Below are 21,633 nucleotides of genomic sequence, written 5' to 3' on the forward strand. Positions count from 1 at the left end.
TGGTTAAACCATAGCACGGGTGCGAGGTGGAACAGGAATCGGTTGTCGCTGCTCAGGGGCTCGCGGTCGGCGTGCCCGTCGGGGCCGGAGCCGGCGTGCCCGTCGGCGCGGTGCTGGGTGCGGCGCTCGGCGCGCCGGTCGGCGTACCGCTCGGCGCGGGGGTGGCACCGCCCTTCTGCTGTGCCGCCTCCATCGCCTTGATCGCCTCGCCCAGCGCCTTCTGGGCCTGCCCGTAGGCCACCCAGTCACCGCTCTTCGCGGCGGCGTCGCTGTCGTTGTGCGCCTTCACCACGTCCGCGATCGCCTTCTGGAGGTCCGGCGAGACCGGAGTGCCGGGCGCGGTCGGGGTGGTGGGCGTGGTCGGGGTGACCGGGGTGGTCGGCGTATTGGTGCCGGGCGCGGTGGGCGTGGCCGGAGCCCCGGTCACCGCACCGCCGAGCACCTTGGCCAGCGCCTTCTCCAGGTTGTCCTCGACCGCGACCACCGCGTTCTCGTTGCCGTAGGTCGCCAGCACCTTCTTCAGCACCGGCACCTTGGCACTGCGGCCGATCAGGTAGACCGGCTCGACGTTGAGCAGGCCTCCGCCGACCGGCAGGGTCAGCAGGTTGCCGTACTCGATGTCGGAGTCGGTACCGGTCTTCAGCAGGGTGAGCTGGTTGGCCACCAGCGGGTCCGAGTTGAACTTCGCCTGGACCTGCTTCGCCCCGAGCGCCCGGGAGTCGGTCTCCATCTTGGCGATCCGGATCTTCCCGTAGTCCGGGCCCGGGTCGGCGCTGACCGACATGAAGGCGGCCAGGTTGTCGCGCCCGCTCGGCGTGAACGACGTGGTGAGCGAGAAGCTCGCGGCCTTGGCGTCGGGCATCCGGACCGTCAGGTAGTACGGCGGCTGGACCTCGTTGGTGTTGGTGGTCGGGTCCGCCGGCACCTGCCAGATGTCGGTGCCGTTGAAGAAGCCGCCGGCGTCGGTCATGTGGTACTCGGCGAGCAGGTCGCGCTGCACCTTGAACATGTCCTGCGGGTACCGCAGGTGCGGCATCAGCGTGTCCGGGATCTCGGCCTTCGCCTTGACGGTGTCCGGGAACGCCTTCATCCAGGTCTTCAGCACCGGGTCGTTCTCGTCCCACTGGTAGAGCGTCACCTCGCCGGTGTACGCGTCCACGGTGGCCTTGACCGAGTTGCGGATGTAGTTGACCTGGTTGGCGGCGGTCAGCAGCTCACCGCGCTGGTTGGTCAGCGAGTCCTTGGTGACGTCGCCCAGCGTCGTCTTGGACGAGAACGGGTAGCCGTCCGAGGTGGTGTAGCCGTCCAGCACCCAGACCACCTTGCCCGGCTGGCCGTTGGGGCCCGCCTGCACCACGGGGTACGGGTCGGCGTCGATCGACAGCCAGGGAGCGACCTTCTCGACCCGCTCCTTGGGGGTGCGGTCGTAGATGACCTTCGCGCCGTCCTTGATCGCGCTGGAGTAGAGGATCTGCGGCTCGGCGAACTTCACCGCGTACGCGGCCCGGGTGAGCGGGTTGGACAGCGAGACACCGCTGCCGCCGTCGTAGGTGGAGTGCACCGGGGTGCCGTCCTCGGCGGTGTAGTCGATGTCCTGGTAGCCGCCGCCGACGATCGAGTACGTCGTGGTCTTCTCGCCGTAGTAGACCCGCTGCTGGTACGGGCCGAACGCACCCTTGGTGGGCAGCGCGGACTCGGTGTAGACCGGGTTGCCGTTGGAGTCCACCTGGTTGCCCTTGGCCGCGATCACGCCGTAGCCGTGGGTGTAGTTGAAGTGGTCGTTGATCCAGTTCCGCTGGATGCCGTTGAGGTCCAGCTCGCGCACGCCCAGCACGGTGTCCTGGGCGCCGTACCGGTCGACGTCCAGCGACTTGGGGAAGGCGTAGTACTTGCGCAGCGCCTCGTTCTGCTGGAACGTCGGGCCGACCACGTTCGGATCGAGCAGCCGGATGTCCGTGATGGTCTGGGCGTCCGGCTTCAGCGCGTCCGCGTTGGTCGCGTTCGCCGGGTTGTACGTGGTGACCTGGCTGTCCGCGATCCCGTACGCCTGCCGCGTCGCGTCGATGTTCTTCTGGATGTACGGCGTCTCCTTGGCCTGCTCGTTCGGCTTGACCTGGAACTGCTGCACGATCGCCGGGTACACCCCGCCGATCAGCACCGCCGACAGCACCATCAGCCCGAGGCCGATCAGGGCCGGGGCCCAGGTGCGGCGGATCGGGGTCAGGAAGAAGAGCACCGCGCAGATGATCGCGACGAAGAAGAGGATGGTCTTGGCCGGCAGGAACGCGTTGGCGTCCACGTAGCGCAGGCCGGTCCAGCCGCCGACGCCCTTGTACGAACCGGTCTTCACCGCCAGCGCGTACCGGTCCAGCCAGTACGCCGCCGCCTTCAGCAGCACGAAGACGCCGAGCAGCACCGCGAGGTGGCCCTGCGCACCGGCACTGGCCCGGCGGCCCGGGCCCTGCAGCCGCAGGCCCCCGTACAGGTAGTGCACCAGCACCGAGGCCAGCAGCGAGACGATCACCGCGCTGAACGCGAAGCCGAGCACGAACTCGTAGAACGGCAGCTCGAAGGCGTAGAAGGAGACGTCCATGCCGAACTGCGCGTCCTTCACGCCGAAGGACGTCCCGTTGGTCCAGAGCAGCCAGGTCCGCCACTGGCCGGAGGCCGCGGCGCCGGCCACCAGACCGATCACCAGCGAGATCCCGATCAGCGCCCAGCGCTTGAACGGCGCCAGCCCGGACCGGTAGCGGTCCAGGCTCTGCTGCTCCACCGACATCGCCGACAGCGGCGGCCGCAGCCGGTGCGCCAGCCAGAGGTTGAAGCCGACGATCACCGCCATGAACAGGCCGAACACGGCGAACAGGCCGATCTTCGTCCACAGCTGGGTGGTGAACACCGAGGAGTAGTGGACCGACTTGAACCAGAGCCAGTCGGTCCAGAACCCGGAGAACATGACGAACAGCAGGAACAGCACCGCGAGTACGCCCAGGGTCAGCAGGAGCACCCGCGCACGCCGGGAGGGCGGGCCTACCCTTCGCCGGAATCCCGGCCCTGAGCGTTCCGGCATCTGGAAGACCACGGTGGCACCTCGGCTGTGTCGTCTGGAGTCGGTCGGTCGTCAGTGAAACTAAACCAGGCTTTGGCCGAGTTCCCACCGTTAGCAGACGGTTACTCCGACCCCGCAGGAGCCGTGGCGCCGCCCGGGGGGCCGGGCGTGTGAGGATTGAGGCATGTCCGATGTCTCCAATTCCCCCGACGACGTCTCCAAGCTCCCGGCTGCCAGCCCGCTGACCCGGGCCGCCCTGGAGATCGACGAGTACGCCGCCACCCTCGGCTGGGACCTCCCGGCCCGCCTGTTCGCCCTGGTGGACAGCGCCGCGCTGCGCAAGGCCGACCCCCGGATCGCGAAGCAGCTCGGCCTCGCCGACAGCGACGAGGCCGGGCTCACCCCGATCGAGCAGGACGAGCTGCCGGCCGGCATGGAGCTCGACAAGTTCCTCGGCACCATCGCCTGGCCGGACGCCGTGGCCGGCTGCGCCCTGGTGGTCGAGCGGCTCATGCTGCCGCCGGGCGCCGAGCAGTCCCGCCCGCGCAACGCCAGCGACGCCCAGCTCGCCGAGTGGGTGGCCAACCACCCCAAGCGCGAGGAGGTGCGGATCACCGCCGCCGTGCTGCGCGACGGCAAGAAGGAGATCGCCCTGCGGCTGCGGTCGAAGGACGTCGCCCGCGAGGTGCTGACCGGCCCCGACCTGGTGCCGGGCCTGACCGAGGCCCTGCTGGCGACCTTCGCCTGATCCCGGACGGCCGGGGCCGCCCGGCCACCCGACGCAGGACGGCGGCTACTTGGCGCAGGACGGCAGCGCGGAGGTCCGGCCGGAGCGGATCTGCTCCAGCGACTTCAGCGCGCCGTCCAGCGTCTCGGCCTTGACCAGGGTCAGCCCGGACGGGGTGTTCTTGCCGGCCTCGGCACAGTTCGCGGCCGGGGTGAAGAAGTACTCGGCCCCGGCGTCCCGGGCGGCGATCAGCTTCATGGATATCCCGCCGATCGGGCCGACCTTGCCGGCGTCGTCGATGGTGCCGGTGCCCGCGACGAACCGGCCGCCGGTGAGGTCCTCGGGCGTCAGCTTGTCGATGATGCCGAGCGAGAACATCAGGCCGGCACTGGGCCCGCCCACGTCCTGCAGGCCGATGTCGATCTGGAACGGGTAGGTGTGCCGCACACCGGGGCGGATGCCGACCATCGCGCTGCCGGTGTCCGGGGACTTCACGGTCGGCACGGTGATGTCGGTGCGGGCCGCCGACGGATCGGTCTTGGCGGCGTCCTTGGCCATCGGCACCACGGTGAAGACCACCGACTCGCCGGGCTGGTGCTTGGTGACCGCCTTGGCCACGCCCTCCGCGTCGGTCACCGGCGCGCCGTCCACGGCGACGATCCGGTCCCCGGCGTGCAGCCGGCCCTCGGCCGGGGCGCCGGCGGTGACCGACTGGACGATCAGCTCGTTGCCGACCGGGATGCCGAGCTGGGTGAGCGCCGCCGTGCGCGCGTGGTCCTCGGAGAGCGCGAACTCCTCGGCGTTCTGCTTCTTGGCGTCCGCGTCCGTCTGCCCCTTGGGGTAGACGTTGTCGTGCGGCACCACCAGGACGTCGTCCCGCAGCCACCCGACCACCGCGTTGACCAGGCTGGGCTCGTATTTGGCGCCGGTGACCTGGACGGTGGTCATGTTGAGGTGCCCGCTCACCGGGTACGACTCGTGGCCGGTCACGGTGATCACCGGTGTGCCCGTCTTCTCCTGCACGCCGAGCGTGTTGTACGTCGGCCCCGGGCTCATCTCGGTGTACGGAACCTTCATCAGCACCGAGACGCAGAGCAGCGCTATGAGCAGCAGGGTGGCGGCGAGCATCGTCGCAGAGCGGCGTGGCATGCCTCGACAGTACGGGACGCGGGTGACGCGGCGCCCCCCGGGCTACCGGCCCGAGCCCTCGCTCCGGCCGGCATCGGCGGTGGTGCGTTCCATCGCGGCCATGAAGCGCCGGTGTTCGGCGAGGGAGGCGGGGTCCCCGGTGGCCCGCGGAGCCCGCTGGGCCCAGCCCGCCCAGACGGTGGCGAGCAGTGCGGCGACAACCGGAATGATCAGCCAGGCGAGCGCAGCCATGTCAGTACTCCCAGCTCGTCGTGTCTATGAGCAGATTAACCACCCCGGCGGACAACGCGGGCGGCGCCGTCCGGGTTACGGGACAGCCGATCGGCTCACTGCCAAGGAGTATTCGGCGCAGCGGCCCACACCCGTTCGAGTGAGGGCCCGGCGCGCCTGCGTGCCGACGGTGTTCGTGCAGGTCAGCAGCTTCCGGCGCCGACCCACTCCTCCTCGCCGTCGGAGAAGACCTGGTGCTTCCAGATCGGCACCTCGTGCTTGAGGTCGTCGATCAGCCGGCGGGCGGCGGCGAAGGCCTCACCGCGGTGGGCGCAGGAGACGGCGACGATCACGGCCTTGTCCGTGATCTCCAGCCGTCCGATGCGGTGCACCGCGGCGAGCGCCTTGACCGGGAAGTCGGCGACGACCTTCTCGGCGATCCGGCGCATCTCCTGCTCGGCCGTGGGGTGGCAGCTGTACTCCAGCGCGGCCACCGACTTGCCGCCGTCGTGGTCACGGACCGTCCCGACGAAGACGGTCGTGCCACCGGCCGCGTCGTCGCCCACCGCCTCGTACACCTCGTCGAGCGAGAGCGGGGTGTCGCGGACGGCGAGCAGGCGGATGGGGTCGTGGTTCTCGGACATGCCCCCCATGATTCCCCATCCGGAGCGGGTTCCGGCAAGGGGCTTCCGTATCACGATTGCGAAATTTCGCATCGTGAGAAGGGCGCGCGGTTTCCGGGCGCGCGCCCGGGGCGCCGGAGCAGCCGAAAAGGGCCGCCCGGCCCCCGGCGGCCCAGCGGTCCGCGTCAGCGGGCAGGCCCGGGCGGCCGGGTCCGGGCGGGCCCCCGGCGGCCGGGCTCAAGGGGGCGGGCAGGCCCGGGCCCGCGGCCTCAGAAGCGGCGCCGCTTGCGCGCCCGCCGGACCAGCGCCGCCGTACCGACCAGCGCCACCGTCGCCCCGGCCGCACCCAGGCTGGTCGCGGCCTCCTTGCCGCCCAGCCGGCGACCGGCCACCGCGTGCTTGCCGGAGACCTGGGCCAGCAGCTCGGCCAGCACCTGCTCGTTGGTGTAGCGCGGCCGCCAGCCCGCCTCGTGCAGCCGGCTGCCGGAGACCACCCACGGGTACATGGTGTAGGCGAGGTCGCCCGCCGGTGCGGGGGTCAGACCGAGCCGGTGCAGCCGGGCCGCGGTGCCGAGCGCCAGCGAGGCCGGCAGCTCCATCCGCCGGATGCCCGACAGCCGCTCCACGTCCTCCTGCTCCAGCCAGCCGTCGCAGCCGACCGTCACCTCGCCCTCGACCAGCCCGAGCGCCGCGTACTCCAGCGCCGCCGCCAGGTCGTCCACGTGGCAGAACTGCCAGCACGGCCGCGAACCGGCCACCACCAGCAGCCGCGGCGCCTCGAAGTGCCGGGTCAGCACGGTGTCGACGCCCGGCCCGACCACCACGGCCGGCCGCAGCACCGTCACCTGCAGGCCCGGGTGGGCGCGCGGGGCCCGCCGGGCCAGCCGCTCGATCTCCAGCAGGTCCCCGACCAGCGAGGCCTCCTCGGTGGCCCGCAGCTCGGAGTCCTCGGCCAGCGGCACCTCGTTGTCGGCCAGCGCGCCGTAGACCATCGCCGAGGTGCAGAGCACCACCCGGTGCACGCCGGCCGCCGCGGCGGCGGTCAGCACGGTCTGCGCACCGCGCACGTTGTAGGCGCTGCGGGCGCGCGGGTCGGACTCCATCCCGAGGTCCATCGCCAGGTGGACCACCACGTCCACGCCGGCCAGCCGCTCGGCCACCGCGGGGTCGCGAACGTCGAGAATGCGCCACTGCACGCCCGGCACCTCGCCCCGGCGGTCGTCGACCGCGAGGACCTTCCTGACCCCCGGCGAGGCCACCAGGCGGGCCGCGACGCGCTCGCCGAGCACTCCGGCGGCACCCGTGACGGCCACGGTCAGCGGTCTTCCGCCGTAGGCTGGAGGCGGCGACGCCGTGGTGTCCGGGGCGTCCTCTCCTCCGGTCAGCCCAGAGCGAACGTCCGAAGGCGGGGAACTCACCGGCCATCCTCCACGGTTAGCTTATGTGCGTACGTACGTGTGTCACGTACGTCCATCCTGCCCGAGGCGGAGGCCCGGCGGTGCACCCGGCGCGGGCCAGCCGCGCGGGAGCCGCCCACCGGCCGCGAGTTCCCCCGCTCCGCCGACCGCCCCGGGCCCGCAGACTTACCGCCACCACCCGCATGACGGCCGACCGGATCGAGGACCCCGTGAGCGACCTTCCCTTCGGATTCGGCGTTCCGCCAGAGGAGCCCGAGGACGGCAAGGCCAAGCCCGAGGACGCCAAGGGCGGGCCCGGCGACGAGCAGAAGAAGGAGCAGGGCGGCCCGCAGTCGTTCGGCTTCGCCGGCGGGAACCCGTTCGGCGCGCTGTTCGGGATGGGCATGCCCGGCGGCCCCGGCACACCCGGTGCCCCCGGTGGAGCCGACAACCCGTTCGCGGCGATGTTCGGCGGCCTCAACCCCAACGACCTCGGCGCCGCGTTCCAGCAGCTCGGGCAGATGCTCTCGTTCGAGGGCGGCCCGGTGAACTGGGACCTCGCCAAGGACATCGCCCGGCAGACCGTGGTGGCCGAGCCCGCCGAGGGCAAGAGCAAGGACCGGTCGGTGAGCGCGGCCGAGCGCTCCGCCGTCGACGAGTCGCTGCGCCTCGCCGACCTCTGGCTGGACGGCGCCACCGAGTTCCCCTCCGGCGCCGGCACCGCCGTCGCCTGGAGCCGCGCCGAGTGGATCGAGGCCACCCTCCCGGTCTGGAAGGACCTCGTCGACCCGGTCGCCGAGCGGGTCGGCAACGCCATGGGCGGCGTGCTGCCCGAGGAGATGCAGGCCATGGCCGGCCCGCTGATGGGCGTGATGCGCTCCATGGGCGGCGCCATGTTCGGCACCCAGATCGGCCAGGCGCTCGGCGCGCTCGCCGCCGAGGTGGTCGGCTCGACCGACGTCGGCCTCCCGCTCGCCCCGGCCGGCCGGGCCGCGCTGCTGCCGCAGAACATCGCCGAGTTCGGCGAGGGCCTGAACGTCCCCGCCGACGAGGTCCGCCTCTACCTCGCCCTGCGCGAGGCCGCCCACCAGCGCCTCTTCGCCCACGTGCCGTGGCTGCGCGCCCACCTGTTCGGCGCCGTCGAGGCCTACGCCCGCGGCATCAAGGTCGACACCTCCCGGATGGAGGAGCTGGTCGGCCAGCTCGACCCGAGCAACCCCGAGGCGCTCCAGGAGGCGCTGGCCGGCGGCCTGCTCCAGCCCGAGGACACCCCCGAGCAGAAGGCCGCACTCGCCCGCCTGGAGACCGCCCTCGCGCTGGTCGAGGGCTGGGTCGACGCGGTCGTCCACGCCGCCGCCGAGCCGCACCTGCCGCAGGCCGCGGCGCTGCGCGAGACCGTCCGCCGCCGCCGTGCGGCCGGCGGGCCCGCCGAGCAGACCTTCGCCACCCTGGTCGGTCTGGAGCTGCGCCCGCGCCGGCTGCGCGACGCCTCCCGGCTCTGGGCGCTGCTCGCCGACGCCCGGGGCATCGAGGGCCGCGACGACCTCTGGCAGCACCCCGACATGCTCCCCACCGCCGCCGACCTGGACGACCCGGACGCCTTCGTGCACCGGGACGCCGCCGACGGTCTGGAGGGCGGTCTCGACTTCGCCGCGATCGACAAGCTGCTCGGCGAGGCCGCCGCGGGCGGCGCGCCGGGCGCCTCGAAGCCGGCCGAGCCGGGCACCGGAAAGCCGGACCTGCAGAAGAAGGACGACGAGGACGGAAAGGGCGAGCCCACCGCATGACGCTCACCGAGACGGGCTCCTCCGCCCTGCACGCGGACGCCGTCGCCACCCTGGAGCGCTGGCGCCCGGCCGACCCGGAGCAGGAGCTGCTGCGCCGGGACTACCTCGCCCACCTCGCCGAGCAGCCCGGGGGCCTGTTCCGCTCCTGCCTGCCCGCGCACATCACCGCGAGCGCCGCGGTCGTCGACCCGGCCGCCGGGCGGGTGCTGCTCACGCTGCACCCCAAGGTCGGCCGGTGGCTGCAGATGGGCGGCCACTGCGAGCCGGGCGACCGCGACCTGGCCTCGGCCGCGCTGCGCGAGGCCACCGAGGAGTCGGGCATCCCGGACCTCGTGCTGCTGGCCGTGGACGGCCTGCCGGTGCCGGCCAAGCTCGACCGGCACCAGGTCCGCTGCACCGGCAAGGACCAGCCGGAGAACACCCACCTGGACGTCCAGTACATCGCGGTCGCCCCGCCCGGGGCGCAGGCGCTGATCAGCGAGGAGTCGCTGGACCTGCGCTGGTTCGACTACGACCGCCTGCCCGAGCTGACCGACCACTCGGTGCGCGACCTGGTGGCTCGGGCGCGGAAGCTGACCGGCTGACGCCGGGGCGCGACACGGCGAAGGGGCGCGGACCTGTATGGTCCGCGCCCCTTCCGCGTGTCCGGGCGGCCGGCCCGGCCTGCCCCCGGGTGGGCCTGCTCAGCCGCAGGAGGCGGCGGGGTCCGGGTCCTGCGGCCCGGCGTGCCGGGCCCCGGGGATGTGCGGCAGCCGGGCCGCCGACACCACACCCTCCAGGTAGCCGCGGGCCCGCTCGGTGCGCGGGTAGGCCTCCAGCAGCGCCCAGAAGGCGGGCCCGTGGTCCGGCACCAGCAGGTGGGCCAGCTCGTGCAGCAGCACGTAGTCGACGACGTACTCCGGCATGCCCTGCAGCCGGTGGGAGAGCCGGATGGTCCGCTCGCTGGGCGTGCACGAGCCCCAGCGCGAGTTCTGGTTGGTGACCCAGCGGACCTGCAGCGGCCGGGCCCGGCCGCCGAGGTAGGCGGCGGACAGCTCCCGCGCCCGCGCAGCCAGGGCGTCGTCGCCGAGCACCCGGCGGCTCTCCTGGGCGGCCAGCTTCTCCAGCATCTGGGCGACCCAGCGCTGCTCCTCGGCGTGCGACATCCGGGCGGGGATCAGCACGATGGTGCGGTCGCCCTCGCGGTACGCGGAGACGGTGCGGCTGCGGCGGGCGCTGCGGCGGACCTCGACCCGGGAGCGGTCGGGGTACCGGTCGGCGTGGCCGTCCACGTGCGGGGCGGACGACGGGGCGTCCGCGGAGCTCGGCCGCTGGTCCGGGCGCCCGCGCGTGCTCGGCGCCGCCACCTGCGACCCGGACGCTGCACGGGCACGCCGACGCGACGCCGGGGGATGGGAGTCCCGTTCGGCTGCCATGGCACACGACGTTACCCGGTATCACTGACAGAAGTCCGCTGCCGTGGCCGAAATCTTTCGTGGAGTGATCGGGAACGAAAAGCCGACGGCAGGTGTCCGGAACCCGACCCCGGACCGACCGGCGGGTTATCCACAGGGCGTGCGAACGGATCTTGTGATCATGAGGCCGGGCCTGTGGACAACCCGGCGCACGGGAGCCGACCGGTCGGGCATGCTGCCGACAGCCGTCCGGAAACGATCGGAAGGGAGGCCGCCGTGCGCCTCGCCCTGAAGCCCGCCCTGTCCCGCGGCTGGCGGGACTCCGAGACCCTGCAGTTCGGCACCGTCCAGCGCTACGCCGGGGTGCTCGACAACGTGGACGCGATGCTGCGCGACTTCCTGGAGCTGCTCGACGGGACGCGCGACCGGGCCGCCCTGCTGGAGGCCGGCGAGCGGGTGGGCCTCGGGCGGGAGCCGGCCGGCGCCCTGCTCGACCGGCTGGAGCGGACCGGGCTGCTCGACGACCCCGACGCCGCGGGCGCCGCGCTGGCCTGCTTCCCGCAGCCGCTCCGGGAGCTGCTCGGCCCCGACCTCGCCTCTCTCTCGCTGGTGCACTCCGGCCCGGGCGCCGGGCCCGCCGTGCTGGCCCGGCGCGGCGAACGGCGGGTCGAGGTCCACGGCGCCGGGCGGGTCGGCGCGGCGATCGCCGCCGTCCTCGCGGCGGGCGGCACCGGCACGGTCACCGTGGCGGACCACGGCCGCGTCCGGCCCGGGGACTGCTCCCCCGCCGGGCTGCCGGCCTCCGACGTCGGACGGCTGCGGGCCACCGCCGCCCGCGAGGCCGTCGACCGGGCCTCGGCCCGGCGGGCACCGGCGGGCCCGCGGCACGACCCCGAGCGGCGCCCGCCCGACCTGGTGGTGCTGGCGCCCCGGGACGGCAGCGGCGCCTTCGCCGGCGGCACGCACGCCGCACGGCAGCTGCTGCGCAGCGGCGTCCCCCACCTGTACGTCGGGGTGGTCGAGGAGATCGGCGTGGTCGGCCCGCTGGTGGTGCCGGGCCGCTCGGCCTGCGGCCACTGCCTGGTGCTCGCCCGCGAGGACGAGGACGCGGCCTGGCCGCGGCTGCTCGCCCAGCTCGCCGACGAGGGCCCCGGCCGGGCCCGCACCCCGGCCTGCGACACGGCGCTCGCCACCGCCGTGGCCGGCCTCGCCTCCCTGCACGTCGGGCTCCACCTCGACGGACTCCGCGCGCCCAGCGTGAACGGCTGGTGCGAGGTCTCGGCGGCGGACGGCATGGCCCGCCGGCTCCGGCTGAAGGGGCATCCGGACTGCGGCTGCCTCTGGCAGCCCCTGCCGCCGGGCTGAGGCCCCGCCCGGACTCCGGGCAGTGTGACCCGAATCACAGTCGCGCCGGCCGGGCGGATCGCCCACCATGGGACGACCTTCCGCGGCCGGCCGGGGCCGGGGCCGGTCGTCCGAGACCGGCGCGGCACTCGCGGCGGCCGCAGGTGCCGTTCCCGCACGGCTCGGGCCTGCCCCTGCGGCGGGCCGACGCCCGGGCGGGAGCGTCCCCGGCAGTCGCGGCCCGGCCCGCGCGGCCGGGCGCGTCCGAGCTCCTGACCGCCCTTCAGGAGTTCCGGTGGTCGGCGGCGTCGCCGCCGGGCCGCACGACGGCTTCGGCCGACCGGCGCCCGGCTCGGCGGGTCCGGAGATCCGGGCCGGGGCCGGGGAGGTCAGCGGGCACAATGGCGTAGTGATGGTCGGCCCCCGAGGACGGGGTGCCGTGGGCGTGTGAATGGAGGCCCGGGTGAGCGATCTTCCGCGCAAGGCAGTGACCCGCACGGCACGGCTCGCCGCCCTGCCCCTGGGGATCGCGGGTCGAGCCACGCTCGGCCTGGGCAAGCGGATCGGCGGCCGGTCGGCCGACGTGGTGACGGCCGAGCTCCAGCAGGCCACCGCCGACCAGTTGTTCAAGGTCCTGGGCGAGCTCAAGGGCGGGGCGATGAAGTTCGGGCAGGTGCTGTCCGTCTTCGAGGCTGCGCTGCCGGAGGAGGTCGCCGGCCCCTACCGGGCGGCCCTGACCAAGCTGCAGGACGCCGCTCCCCCGATGCCCGCGGCCAAGGTGCACGCGGCGCTCGCCGAGCGGCTGGGCAAGGACTGGCGGAAGCTCTTCGTCGAGTTCGACGACCGGCCGGCCGCCGCCGCGTCGATCGGCCAGGTGCACAAGGCGGTCTGGCACGACGGCCGGACCGTCGCGGTCAAGGTCCAGTACCCGGGCGCGGGCGACGCCCTGCTGGCGGACCTCTCCCAGCTGAGCCGGGTGGCCTGGCTGCTCGGGCCGCTGATCCCCGGCCTCGACATCAAGCCGCTGATCACCGAGCTGCGCGAGCGGGTCGCCGAGGAGCTGGACTACGAGCTGGAGGCGCAGGCCCAGCGCCTGCACGCCGAGGAGTTCGCCGAGGACCCGGACATCGTGGTGCCCCAGGTGGTGGCGCAGGCCGACCAGGTGCTGGTCACCGAGTGGATGGACGGCACCCCGCTGGCCGAGGTGATCGCCGGCGGCACCCAGGAGGAGCGTGACCGGGCGGGACACCTGCTGGCCCGGTTCCTGTTCGCCGGCCCGTCCCGGACCGGACTGCTGCACGCCGACCCCCACCCCGGCAACTTCCGGCTGCTGAAGGACGACGGGCCGGCCGCCGGCTGGCGGCTGGGCGTGCTGGACTTCGGCACCGTGGACCGGCTGCCGGGCGGGCTGCCCGCCCCGATCGGGGCCTCGCTGCGGATGGCGCTGGACGGCGACGCGGCGGGCGTCCTGGAGATGCTGCGCGAGGAGGGCTTCGTCAAGCCCTCGATCGAGCTGGACCCGGACGCCGTGCTGGACTACCTGCTGCCGATCATCGAGCCGGCCACGGTGGACACCTTCCACTTCACCAGAGCCTGGATGCGGGCCCAGGCGGCCCGGATCGCCGATCCGCGCTCGCCCGCGTACAACCTGGGCAAGCAGCTCAACCTGCCCCCGGCCTACCTGCTGATCCACCGGGTCACCCTGAGCACCATCGGGGTGCTCTGCCAGCTGGGCGCCAACGCGCCGTTCCGGGCGGAGATGCTGCGCTGGCTCCCCGAGTTCGAGCCCGCCCCGAAGGTCTGAGCCCGACCTCACAACGGCCGCAGGCCGCTCCCCACTCCGGGGGGCGGCCTGCGGCACGACGGGGGTGAAGCTCTCCGGCTCCGGGCGCTACATCAGCGCGACGGCGAGGGCCTTGCGGGCCCGCAGCGAGGCCCGCTCGGCCTTCTGCTTGAGCCGCCGGGCGCGGACGACCCGGGAGACGAGCCGTTCGTGCTCGGCCTCCTGGAGGCGCTCTTGCATATGGGCCCGGGCCAGGGATTCGTGGAGGAGTTGCATTTCGAGGGTCCTGTTCTGGATCTGAAGTTCGGTGGTCTGCTCGGCGCGGACGGTCGGATCGATGGCGGCGGCGGTCATGTGGTGGTCCTGCTCGTGGTGATGCGCTGGGAAGTGGACGGTGCGGGCTGCGTCGGCCTTGGCGGCGGCGATTCGCACGGAGCGGCGGAGGGCGGTGTCCAGCGGGGGCTGCTCTCCCCGGCGGACGGCCTCGGCTCCGAGCGCGGGGTTCACGCTGCGACCTCGGTCTTGCGCGGACGGCCACGCGGCCGCTTGCGGGCCACGACGACGCCCTGGACGAAGAGCTCGCCACCCCAGACGCCCCACGGCTCACGCCGCTCCAGGGCGCCGGTCAGACAGGCGTCCTTGACCGGGCAGGTGCCGCAGAGGGACTTCGCGTACTCGACGTCGGCCGGCGTCTCCGCGAAGAAGACCTCCGGGTCGAAGGCGCGGCAGGGGATGGGGAGACCGAGCGCCTCGGCCTGCTCGATCGAGGTGAGCTGCATCAGGGAAACCTCCGGGGGGTCGGCCTGGTCGGCCTTGGTGATCTGACTTGTCGTCGGTACGGACGGGGTGGGCGGCGTGATGACCGTGGACACTGTGGGCGTCTTCCTCGTCTTCTCAGTGGGTCCGGCCAGCTGACTGGTGGGGCTGGGCCGGAGGCCCCGGGGGGCCTGGGTGGTCTTGCGTACCGGACAAAACAGAAGGGCCGCGGATCCCGGTGTGACGGGTTCCGCGGCCCTGGAGGTGCCGACCTGAGGCTGACTCAGGTTCGTTCTCTCCAGGGTTCAGGCCCGCGGAAGGCCCGCATCCGGATGGCCGTGGCGCCGGTAAAGGCGGCCGTGGCCGTGATGATCTGCTGCTTGTTCTGCTTCTGGGCGTTTCCGGCACCGATGACCTGCGCATAGCCGCCATGCTTGGCGGCGGCTACGGCCGCCTTCGGTGCCTGGGTCGGTCGCTCATCACGCAGGGAGCGCGACAGCTCGACCGAGGCCCAGTCACGGGACAGACCGGTCTCGACAGAGGTGCCGCCGATGCCACGCTCCATGCCCGTGCCGCACAGGTCAGTGTGTCCGAGACCACTGACAGCGGAGGCGAGGGAAGCGGGGACGACGGAGACACCGGTGGTGTCGAGACCCAGACCGGTTCCGCCCAGCACGGCGAGAGCCCTCAGGCGGGCGGCACGCAGGGAGGCAGCGACGGCGGTCTGGCCAGTCATTTTGGTGATCATCGTGGTTTCCACTGCCTTCGCCTCCTCTCGGCGTCTCGCGGAGCCTGGTCTCCCGGGCTCCGAACTGTTCGGATGTCTGTCTCGGTGGTGCAGGTGAAGCTCTGTGGTGCAAGTGAAGTCGGCGGGCGCACGAGGACATGGCACAGGCGTCACCCCGTGCGATCGCGTCCCCTTGACCGCTCCGGCAGGCTATTGCGCTCCCGGTACGGCGCGCAAACTATTTTTCCGGCGAGTTTCCCGATGAGTTCCCGGACGCCGCACGGCACCGACTCGCACCGCCCAGGACCGGCTCAGGCCGGTTCACCCGGCTCGCCGTCCTCGACGTCGACCGGATCCTCCTCGGGCTCCTCCCCCGCACACAACGAGAGCACGGCGGCCCCGTACTTGTCCAGCTTCATCGCGCCGACCCCCGAGATCACCGCCAGCTCCTGCCGGTTCGCGGGGACGTCCTCGGCGATCGCCATCAGCGTCGCGTCGGTGAAGACGACGTAGGCCGGCGCACCCTGCTTCCGGGCCTGCCCGGCCCGCCACTCGCGCAGCCGCTCGTACAGCGCCTCGTCCATCGTCGAGGGGCAGCTCTCGCAGCGGCGCAGCTTGCGCTCGACCGCCTCGGTGAGCACCCGCTCGCAGACCCGGCAGGTGACCGGGCCGCGCACCCTGCGGCCGGCCTGGCGCTCGCCCGGCTCGACGCCGCCGCGACCGCCCCGGCCCCCGGAGCGTGCGCCCGGAGCGCCGGACCCCGGGCGCAGCCCGTCCAGGAAGCGGGTCGGCTTCCGGCTCGCCCGGCCGCCCGGGGAGCGGGAGAGCGCCCAGGAGAGCGAGAGGTGCTTGCGGGCCCGGGTGACGCCGACGTAGAGCAGCCGGCGTTCCTCCTCGACCTGCTCGTCGGTCTTGGCGTAGATGATCGGCAGCGTGCCCTCGGTGAGGCCGACCAGGAAGACGGCGTCCCACTCCAGGCCCTTGGCGGCGTGCAGCGAGGCCAGCGTGACGCCCTCGACGGCCGGCGCGTGCTGCGCGGCGGCGCGGGCGTCCAGCTCGGCGACGTAGGCGGCGAGGTCGGCGGGCCCCCCGGCGGCGGCCTGGGCGCGCTCGAACTCCTCGGCCAGCCGGACCAGGGCGGCCAGCGACTCCCAGCGCTCGCGCACCGCGCCGGAGCCGGCCGGCGGCTCGGCGGTGAAGCCTCGGGTGGCGAGCACCGCGCGGACCTGGGCGGCGAGGCCCGGGGCGCCGTCGGTGAGCGGGTCGGAGCCGGCCCGGGCGGCGCCGCGCAGCAGCACGCCGGCGTCGCGCACCTCGGGCCGCTCGAAGAACCGCTCGGCGCCCTTGAGCTGGTAGGGGACGCCGAGGTCGGAGAGCGCCTGCTCGTAGACCTCGGACTGCCCGTTGGTGCGGAAGAGCACCGCGACCTCGCTGGCCCGCACCCCGGCCGCCAGCAGCTCCTGGATCCGGCGGCCGGTGGTCTCGGCCTCGGTCGGCTCGTCCTCGTACTCGGTGTAGACCGGCTCGGGGCCGGCCTCGCGCTGCGAGACCAGCTCCAGCCGGTGCCGGGCGGCCTGCCCGCGGGCCTGGGCGAGCAGCCCGTTGGCCAGGTGGACGACCTGAGGGGTGGAGCGGTAGTCGCGGACCAGCTTGACCACCGTCGCCTCGGGGTGGCGGGTGCGGAAGTTCAGCAGGTAGTCGGGGGTGGCGCCGGTGAACGAGTAGATCGTCTGGCTGGCGTCGCCGACCACGCAGAGGCTGGCCCCGCCGCCGGGGCCGGTCCACTGGTCGAGCAGCCGCTGCTGGAGCGGGGAGACGTCCTGGAACTCGTCGACCGTGAAGTGCCGGTACTGGGCGCGGACCTGGTCGGCGATGTCCGGCCGGTCCTCCAGGATGGCGGCGGTCAGCAGCAGGACGTCCTCGAAGTCGATGACGCCGCGGCGGGTCTTCGTCTCCTCGTAGACGCGGTAGACCTGGGCGGTCTCCGCCGGGTCGCGCGGGGCCTCGCGGCCGGACTTCTGCACCGCGGCCGGGTAGTCGTCGGGGCCGATCTGGGTGACCTTGGCCCACTCCAGCTCGGCGGTGAGGTCGCGCAGCTCGGTGCGCTGGACCCGCAGCCCGCAGCGCGCGGCGGCCTCGGCGACCAGCTGGACCTTGCGCTCCAGCAGCTGCGGCACCGGCCCGCCGACGGCGCGCGGCCAGAAGTACTGGAGCTGGCGAAGGGCGGCCGCGTGGAAGGTGCGGGCCTGGACGCCCTCGGCACCGAGCTGGCGCAGCCGGCCGCGCATCTCGCCCGCCGCGCGGGCGGTGAACGTGACGGCGAGGACCTGCGCGGGCTGGTAGACGCCGCTGCGCACGCCGTAGGCGATCCGGTGGGTGATGGCGCGCGTCTTGCCCGTCCCGGCGCCGGCCAGGACGCAGACGGGCCCGTGCAGGGCGGTGGCGACGGCGCGCTGCTCGGGGTCGAGCCCGGCGAGCACCGCGTCGGGGCCGGCGGCGGGCCCGGCACCGCCGAAGTCGAACGGGCTGCCGCTCAAGAGGTCTTCCTGCATGCGTTCCATCCTCTCAGCCCGGTGGGACAACCCGGGAGGAGTTGTCCACAGGAGCGGTGTGATCGCAGGATGATCGCTGCGCACACCGGCGCGCGCGGCCGACGTCACTCCGGGCGCATGCACCATGTACGCGGAATGACTGATGTCTTTGAGGCGTTCTCCTCCGAGATCGCACGCCCCCCTCTCCGAAGGAGTCCCCTCGATGTCCGGCAGCGTCACGATGTACAGCACGACCTGGTGCGGCTACTGCAACCGGCTCAAGAGCCAGCTGGACCGTGAAGGCATCGGCTACACCGAGATCAACATCGAGGAGGACCCGGCCTCGGCGTCCTTCGTCGAGTCCGTGAACAACGGCAACCAGACCGTGCCGACCGTGCTGGTGGTGCCGGAGGGCGGCGGCGAGCAGGTCGTCATGACCAACCCGAGCCTGCTGCAGGTCAAGAAGGCCCTCGCGGCCTGACCCGCCCCCGGGCACGACGGCCCGGTCCGGCGCGTCACGGCGCGTCGGCCCGGGCCGGGTCGACCGGGGCGGCGGGCGCCGGCAGCTGGGCGGCGCGGGCGGCGAGGTCGCCGACGCCGTAGACCAGCCGGCTGCGGTCGGCGGAGTAGCGCGTCTCGATCACCCGGACCGGCCCGCGCCGGTCGTACGTCACCCGGGTCTGGACCACCAGCGGCACCCCGGGGCCGCCCTGGAACCACTGCGCCTCCTCCGGTCCGGGCATCCGCGCCACCAGGTGGTCGACGGCGCCGATCTCGGTGCGGCCGAGCGCGGCGAGCACCGACTCGTCGCCGCCCTCGATCTGGTCCGGCTCCATCAGCGGGGTGCCGGCGGCGAGGCCGGCCCGGTAGTGGCTCTCCTCGATCGAGTAGGGCTCGCGGTCCAGCAGCCGCAGCTGGCGCCGGACCACGATGGCCTCGCCGGCCCGCAGCCCGAGCCGCTCGGCGATGTCGCCCCGGGCCCGGACGATCATCATCTCGAAGTCGACGGTGAGCTCCCGTCCGGCCTCGGCCGCCTCGCCCCGGTAGACGGCGGAGGGCAGCGCCAGGCAGTCCCGCATCCCGACCAGCGGGTCCCGCGGCGCGGACCGCAGCGCGGGTCCGTAGGCGCGGTGGTCCAGGACGGGGTGCTCCCGCAGATAGGTGCCCTTGCCCTGGAGGCGGACCAGCCGGCCCTCGTTGACCAGGACGTCGACGGCCAGCCGGACGGTGTTGCGGGCGACTCCGTACTGGCGCTCCAGTTCGCTCTCGACCGGCAGGGCGGCCTGGGCGGTGAACTCGCCCTCGGCGATCCGGCGGCGCAGATCGGCGGCGAGGCGCTGGTATTTGGGGGATTGGGCGGTGCCCCGTGGGATTGTCACCCGAGTGAATGTAGCGAGGGCGGTGACGTCGTTTCAGCCGATTCGGGCAATGTCGGCCAGGATCGCCGCCGGACCGCCCGGCGCACCCGCCCGTCGCGCCGGACGAGCTGCGGGAACCGGCCCCTCCGGATACGAACATCTGGCCGCCACGGCCTCGGAATATCCACCGGGATCACCCGTTCGGCCGTATCGGGCGACCGATCATCGGGCTCGAAAGCAGGCGCGGAACGGAAATAGGGGCGCGCGGCATTGGCCGCACGCCCCCAATCCGGGGAATTACCAGCGCGCCGCCGAGGGCAGCGGCCCGCCGTACCAGAGTTCGACCAGGTGACGCGCGATCGAAATCCCGGACGGCGGCAGGATCTCGCCCGCCGCCATGCCGGCCTTCAGCTCCTCGCGGGAGAACCAGCGCGCCTCGGCCAGCTCCTCGCCGTCCACGGTGATCTCCGTCCCCGCCGGGTCGGCCTTGCCCATGAAGCCGAGCATCAGGCTGGACGGGAACGGCCACGGCTGGCTCGCCACGTAGGAGACCTCGGCCACCCGGACCCCGGCCTCCTCGAAGACCTCCCGGACCACCGCCTGCTCGATCGACTCGCCGGGCTCGACGAAGCCCGCCAGGGTCGACCAGCGGCCCTCCGGCCAGAGTGCCTGGCGGCCGAGCAGGCAGCGGTCCTCCTCGTCGGTGATCATCATGATCACCGCCGGGTCGGTCCGCGGGTAGTGCTCCGCCGCGCACGAGGTGCAGCGCCGCACGTGCCCGGCGCCGGCCTTCTCGGTCGGGTGACCGCAGCGCGAGCAGAAGCTGTGCAGCCGGTGCCAGTGCTCCAGCGCGACGGCGTGCACCAGCAGCCCGGCGTCCCGGTCCGACAGCAGCCCGCCCACCTCGCGCAGCCCGGCCGGGCGGGCGTCGCCGTCCAGCCGTCCGGGCAGCGACTCGCCGGCCAGCGCGAAGTACGAGACGCCGTCCTCGTCGGTGCCGAGGAAGTAGCGGTCCCCGGTCTGCGGCGCCTCGAAGGAGGGCAGCAGGACCAGCTCGGTGCCCGCCCCGGTGTCCACCACGAACGCCTCGCCGCCCGCGATCGGCAGCACCTTGGTGGTCGGGTGGCTCCACGCGGCCGCCAGCCAGGGCTCGTCGAACCGGTGCTGCGCCGCCCGGTCCACCCCGGCCCGGGCCAGCGCCAGGTGCAGCGGGCGATCGGTCTCAGGCACGGTGCTCAACTGTTCCATCCCCACGTGAAATGCGTCATCCGGATGAGTGGTCCGCCCGCCGGGCGGGCGGCGGCGCCCTCAGGCACCGTCGCCGCCTCCCGGCCGCCAGTTCTCGGCCAGGTCGGCCCAGAGGTACGCGGCCGTCTCCACGCCCTTCGACAGCAGGTCCAGCTCGACCTTCTCGTCGACCGAGTGCCAGCCGTCCGAGGGCACCGAGATGCCGAGGAACAGCACCGGCGCGCCCAGCACGTCCTGCAGGTCGGCGGCCGGGCCGGAACCGCCCTCCCGGGTGAACAGGATCCGCTGCTCGAACGCCCGACCCATCGCCCGCACGGTGGACTGCAGCGCGGGGTGGTCCAGCGGGGTCAGGCAGGGCCGGGTCGCTCCCGGGAACACCAGCTCGTACCGGATGCCCTCCGGCACCCGCGCGGCCACCCACGCCCGGACGGCCTCCCGGACCTTCTCCACCTCCTGCCCGGCGACCAGCCGGAAGGAGAGCTTCAGGTGCGCCGAGGCCGGGACGATGGTCTTGCCGCCGGGGCCGGTGTAACCGCCCCAGATGCCGTTGACCTCGGCGGTCGGCCGGGCCCAGATCCGCTCCAGGGTCGAGTATCCCGCCTCGCCGCGGGTGCCGTACGACTTGGCGACCCGCAGCCACTGCTCCTCGTCGAACGGCAGCTCGGCGAAGAGCTCGCGCTCGCGCTCGGTCAGCTCGATCACGCCGTCGTAGAAGCCGGGGATGTCCACCCGCCGGTCCGCGTCGTGCAGCCCGGCGGCCAGCTCCGCGGCGACCGCGGCCGGGTTGGGAACGGCCCCGCCGAAGGAGCCGGAGTGGATGTCGGTGTCCGGGCCGAACAGGTCGATCTGGGCGTCGGCCAGACCGCGCATGCCGGTGCAGACGGTCGGCGTGGTCTCGGACCACATGCCGGTGTCCGAGATGATCACCACGTCGGCGGCCAGCCGCGCGGCCTCCCGGCGGACCAGGTCGGCGAAGTGCGGCGAGCCGGACTCCTCCTCGCCCTCGATCAGCAGCTTGAGGTTGACCGCCGGCGCGGTGCGCCCGGTGGCGGCCAGGTGGGCGCGGACGCCCAGGGTGTGGAAGAACACCTGCCCCTTGTCGTCGGCGGCGCCGCGGGCGAACAGCTGCCGGCCGACCACCGTCGGCTCGAACGGCTCGGTGGCCCAGCCGTCCTCCTTGGCGGCGGGCTGCACGTCGTGGTGCCCGTAGACCAGCACGGTCGGCGCGGACGAGTCCCCGGAGGGCCACTCGGCGAACACCGCCGGCAGGCCGTCCGTCTCCCAGACCTCGGCCACCGGGAAACCGGTGTCCCGCAGCTTCGCGGCCAGCCACTCGGCGGAGCGGCGCACGTCACCGGCCCGGCCGGGGTCGGCGGAGACCGAGGGGATGCTCAGCCACTCGGAGAGATCGGCGAGGAAGGCGGGCTGGTGCTGGTCGATGAAGGAGCGGACGACGCTGTCCGGGGTTCTCGTCATACGGACGACTTTAGTTCGCCCGTGAGGGTGTCCGCCCCGGCCGTCCGGCCAGCGGTCACCGCAGCGGCTGTAAC

Annotated in this window: 19 protein-coding genes; 6 read left to right on the forward strand and 13 right to left on the reverse strand. The window is 73.5% G+C overall.

Annotation, left to right across the window (positions count from 1 at the left end; genetic code table 11):
• Positions 1 to 52: 52 nt before the first annotated feature.
• Complete coding sequence (locus ACIPSC_RS11115; RefSeq protein WP_400824983.1) at positions 53 to 3,070, reverse strand: UPF0182 family protein; 3,018 nt, start codon at positions 3,068 to 3,070, stop codon at positions 53 to 55.
• A 163-nt stretch (positions 3,071 to 3,233) separates the two neighbouring features.
• Between ACIPSC_RS11115 and ACIPSC_RS11120 the strand changes: the two genes are divergently transcribed.
• A complete protein-coding gene (locus tag ACIPSC_RS11120; protein ID WP_400824766.1) occupies positions 3,234 to 3,797 on the forward strand; it encodes a PPA1309 family protein in 564 nt (187 codons plus the stop codon).
• A gap of 45 nt (positions 3,798 to 3,842) precedes the next feature.
• Here the strand turns inward: ACIPSC_RS11120 and ACIPSC_RS11125 are convergent, their stop codons facing one another.
• The 4 genes from ACIPSC_RS11125 to ACIPSC_RS11140 form a co-directional block, all read right to left on the reverse strand.
• On the reverse strand, positions 3,843 to 4,925 hold the full coding sequence (locus ACIPSC_RS11125; RefSeq protein WP_400824768.1) for a PDZ domain-containing protein: 1,083 nt from the start codon (positions 4,923 to 4,925) through the stop codon (positions 3,843 to 3,845).
• Between the two features lie 42 nt (positions 4,926 to 4,967).
• Entirely contained in the window at positions 4,968 to 5,156 is a 189-nt protein-coding gene (locus tag ACIPSC_RS11130; protein ID WP_400824769.1) for a hypothetical protein, read from the reverse strand.
• Positions 5,157 to 5,338: 182 nt separating this feature from the next.
• Positions 5,339 to 5,788 (reverse strand): molybdenum cofactor biosynthesis protein MoaE, encoded by a 450-nt coding sequence (locus ACIPSC_RS11135; RefSeq protein ID WP_400824770.1) that lies wholly within the window; start codon positions 5,786 to 5,788, stop codon positions 5,339 to 5,341.
• A 239-nt stretch (positions 5,789 to 6,027) separates the two neighbouring features.
• A complete protein-coding gene (locus ACIPSC_RS11140; protein WP_400824771.1) occupies positions 6,028 to 7,176 on the reverse strand; it encodes an NAD-dependent epimerase/dehydratase family protein in 1,149 nt (382 codons plus the stop codon).
• 209 nt (positions 7,177 to 7,385) lie between these two features.
• Between ACIPSC_RS11140 and ACIPSC_RS11145 the strand changes: the two genes are divergently transcribed.
• On the forward strand, positions 7,386 to 8,942 hold the full coding sequence (locus tag ACIPSC_RS11145) for a zinc-dependent metalloprotease (RefSeq protein ID WP_400824772.1): 1,557 nt from the start codon (positions 7,386 to 7,388) through the stop codon (positions 8,940 to 8,942).
• On the forward strand, positions 8,939 to 9,526 hold the full coding sequence (locus tag ACIPSC_RS11150; RefSeq protein ID WP_400824773.1) for an NUDIX hydrolase: 588 nt from the start codon (positions 8,939 to 8,941) through the stop codon (positions 9,524 to 9,526). The genes ACIPSC_RS11145 and ACIPSC_RS11150 overlap by 4 nt, the downstream gene beginning before the upstream one ends.
• A 99-nt stretch (positions 9,527 to 9,625) precedes the next feature.
• Here ACIPSC_RS11150 and ACIPSC_RS11155 read toward each other — a convergent pair whose 3' ends face one another.
• Positions 9,626 to 10,357: a M48 family metallopeptidase gene (locus ACIPSC_RS11155; protein WP_400824774.1), complete on the reverse strand. Its 732-nt coding sequence runs from the start codon at positions 10,355 to 10,357 to the stop codon at positions 9,626 to 9,628.
• A gap of 255 nt (positions 10,358 to 10,612) precedes the next feature.
• On the opposite strand from ACIPSC_RS11155, the gene ACIPSC_RS11160 reads away from it, so the two are divergent.
• Together ACIPSC_RS11160 and ACIPSC_RS11165 are read left to right on the forward strand one after the other, a co-directional pair.
• A complete protein-coding gene (locus tag ACIPSC_RS11160) occupies positions 10,613 to 11,701 on the forward strand; it encodes a ThiF family adenylyltransferase (RefSeq protein ID WP_400824775.1) in 1,089 nt (362 codons plus the stop codon).
• 442 nt (positions 11,702 to 12,143) lie between these two features.
• Positions 12,144 to 13,484 carry an ABC1 kinase family protein gene (locus tag ACIPSC_RS11165; protein ID WP_400824776.1) on the forward strand — a complete coding sequence of 447 codons (1,341 nt, stop codon included), beginning with the start codon at positions 12,144 to 12,146 and terminating at the stop codon, positions 13,482 to 13,484.
• A gap of 87 nt (positions 13,485 to 13,571) precedes the next feature.
• Here the strand turns inward: ACIPSC_RS11165 and ACIPSC_RS11170 are convergent, their stop codons facing one another.
• From ACIPSC_RS11170 to ACIPSC_RS11185, 4 genes are all read right to left on the reverse strand, one after another.
• Positions 13,572 to 13,817 (reverse strand): hypothetical protein, encoded by a 246-nt coding sequence (locus tag ACIPSC_RS11170; protein ID WP_400824985.1) that lies wholly within the window; start codon positions 13,815 to 13,817, stop codon positions 13,572 to 13,574.
• Positions 13,818 to 13,966: 149 nt separating this feature from the next.
• On the reverse strand, positions 13,967 to 14,335 hold the full coding sequence (locus tag ACIPSC_RS11175; RefSeq protein ID WP_374209253.1) for a WhiB family transcriptional regulator: 369 nt from the start codon (positions 14,333 to 14,335) through the stop codon (positions 13,967 to 13,969).
• A 167-nt stretch (positions 14,336 to 14,502) separates the two neighbouring features.
• The gene (locus tag ACIPSC_RS11180) at positions 14,503 to 14,979 is read right to left on the reverse strand and encodes a hypothetical protein (protein ID WP_400824777.1); all 477 of its coding nucleotides are present in this window, start codon (positions 14,977 to 14,979) and stop codon (positions 14,503 to 14,505) included.
• A 278-nt stretch (positions 14,980 to 15,257) separates the two neighbouring features.
• Positions 15,258 to 17,426, reverse strand: a complete 2,169-nt coding sequence (locus ACIPSC_RS11185; protein WP_400824987.1) for an ATP-dependent DNA helicase UvrD2 — start codon at positions 17,424 to 17,426, stop codon at positions 15,258 to 15,260.
• 274 nt (positions 17,427 to 17,700) lie between these two features.
• Here ACIPSC_RS11185 and ACIPSC_RS11190 point away from each other — a divergent pair, with 274 nt between their 5' ends.
• Positions 17,701 to 17,958, forward strand: a complete 258-nt coding sequence (locus ACIPSC_RS11190; protein ID WP_313765434.1) for a mycoredoxin — start codon at positions 17,701 to 17,703, stop codon at positions 17,956 to 17,958.
• A gap of 34 nt (positions 17,959 to 17,992) precedes the next feature.
• Here ACIPSC_RS11190 and ACIPSC_RS11195 read toward each other — a convergent pair whose 3' ends face one another.
• The 3 genes from ACIPSC_RS11195 to ACIPSC_RS11205 all read right to left on the reverse strand — a co-directional run bounded on the left by ACIPSC_RS11195 (position 17,993) and on the right by ACIPSC_RS11205 (position 21,559).
• Positions 17,993 to 18,856, reverse strand: a complete 864-nt coding sequence (locus tag ACIPSC_RS11195) for a GntR family transcriptional regulator (protein ID WP_400824778.1) — start codon at positions 18,854 to 18,856, stop codon at positions 17,993 to 17,995.
• A gap of 276 nt (positions 18,857 to 19,132) precedes the next feature.
• On the reverse strand, positions 19,133 to 20,083 hold the full coding sequence (gene nudC, locus ACIPSC_RS11200; protein WP_400824779.1) for an NAD(+) diphosphatase: 951 nt from the start codon (positions 20,081 to 20,083) through the stop codon (positions 19,133 to 19,135).
• A gap of 60 nt (positions 20,084 to 20,143) precedes the next feature.
• On the reverse strand, positions 20,144 to 21,559 hold the full coding sequence (locus ACIPSC_RS11205; protein ID WP_400824780.1) for a dipeptidase: 1,416 nt from the start codon (positions 21,557 to 21,559) through the stop codon (positions 20,144 to 20,146).
• Between the last annotated feature and the right edge of the window lie 74 nt (positions 21,560 to 21,633).

Origin of the sequence: Kitasatospora sp. NPDC090091 (assembly GCF_044747365.1) — a bacterium.
Classification (GTDB): Bacteria; Actinomycetota; Actinomycetes; order Streptomycetales; family Streptomycetaceae; genus Kitasatospora.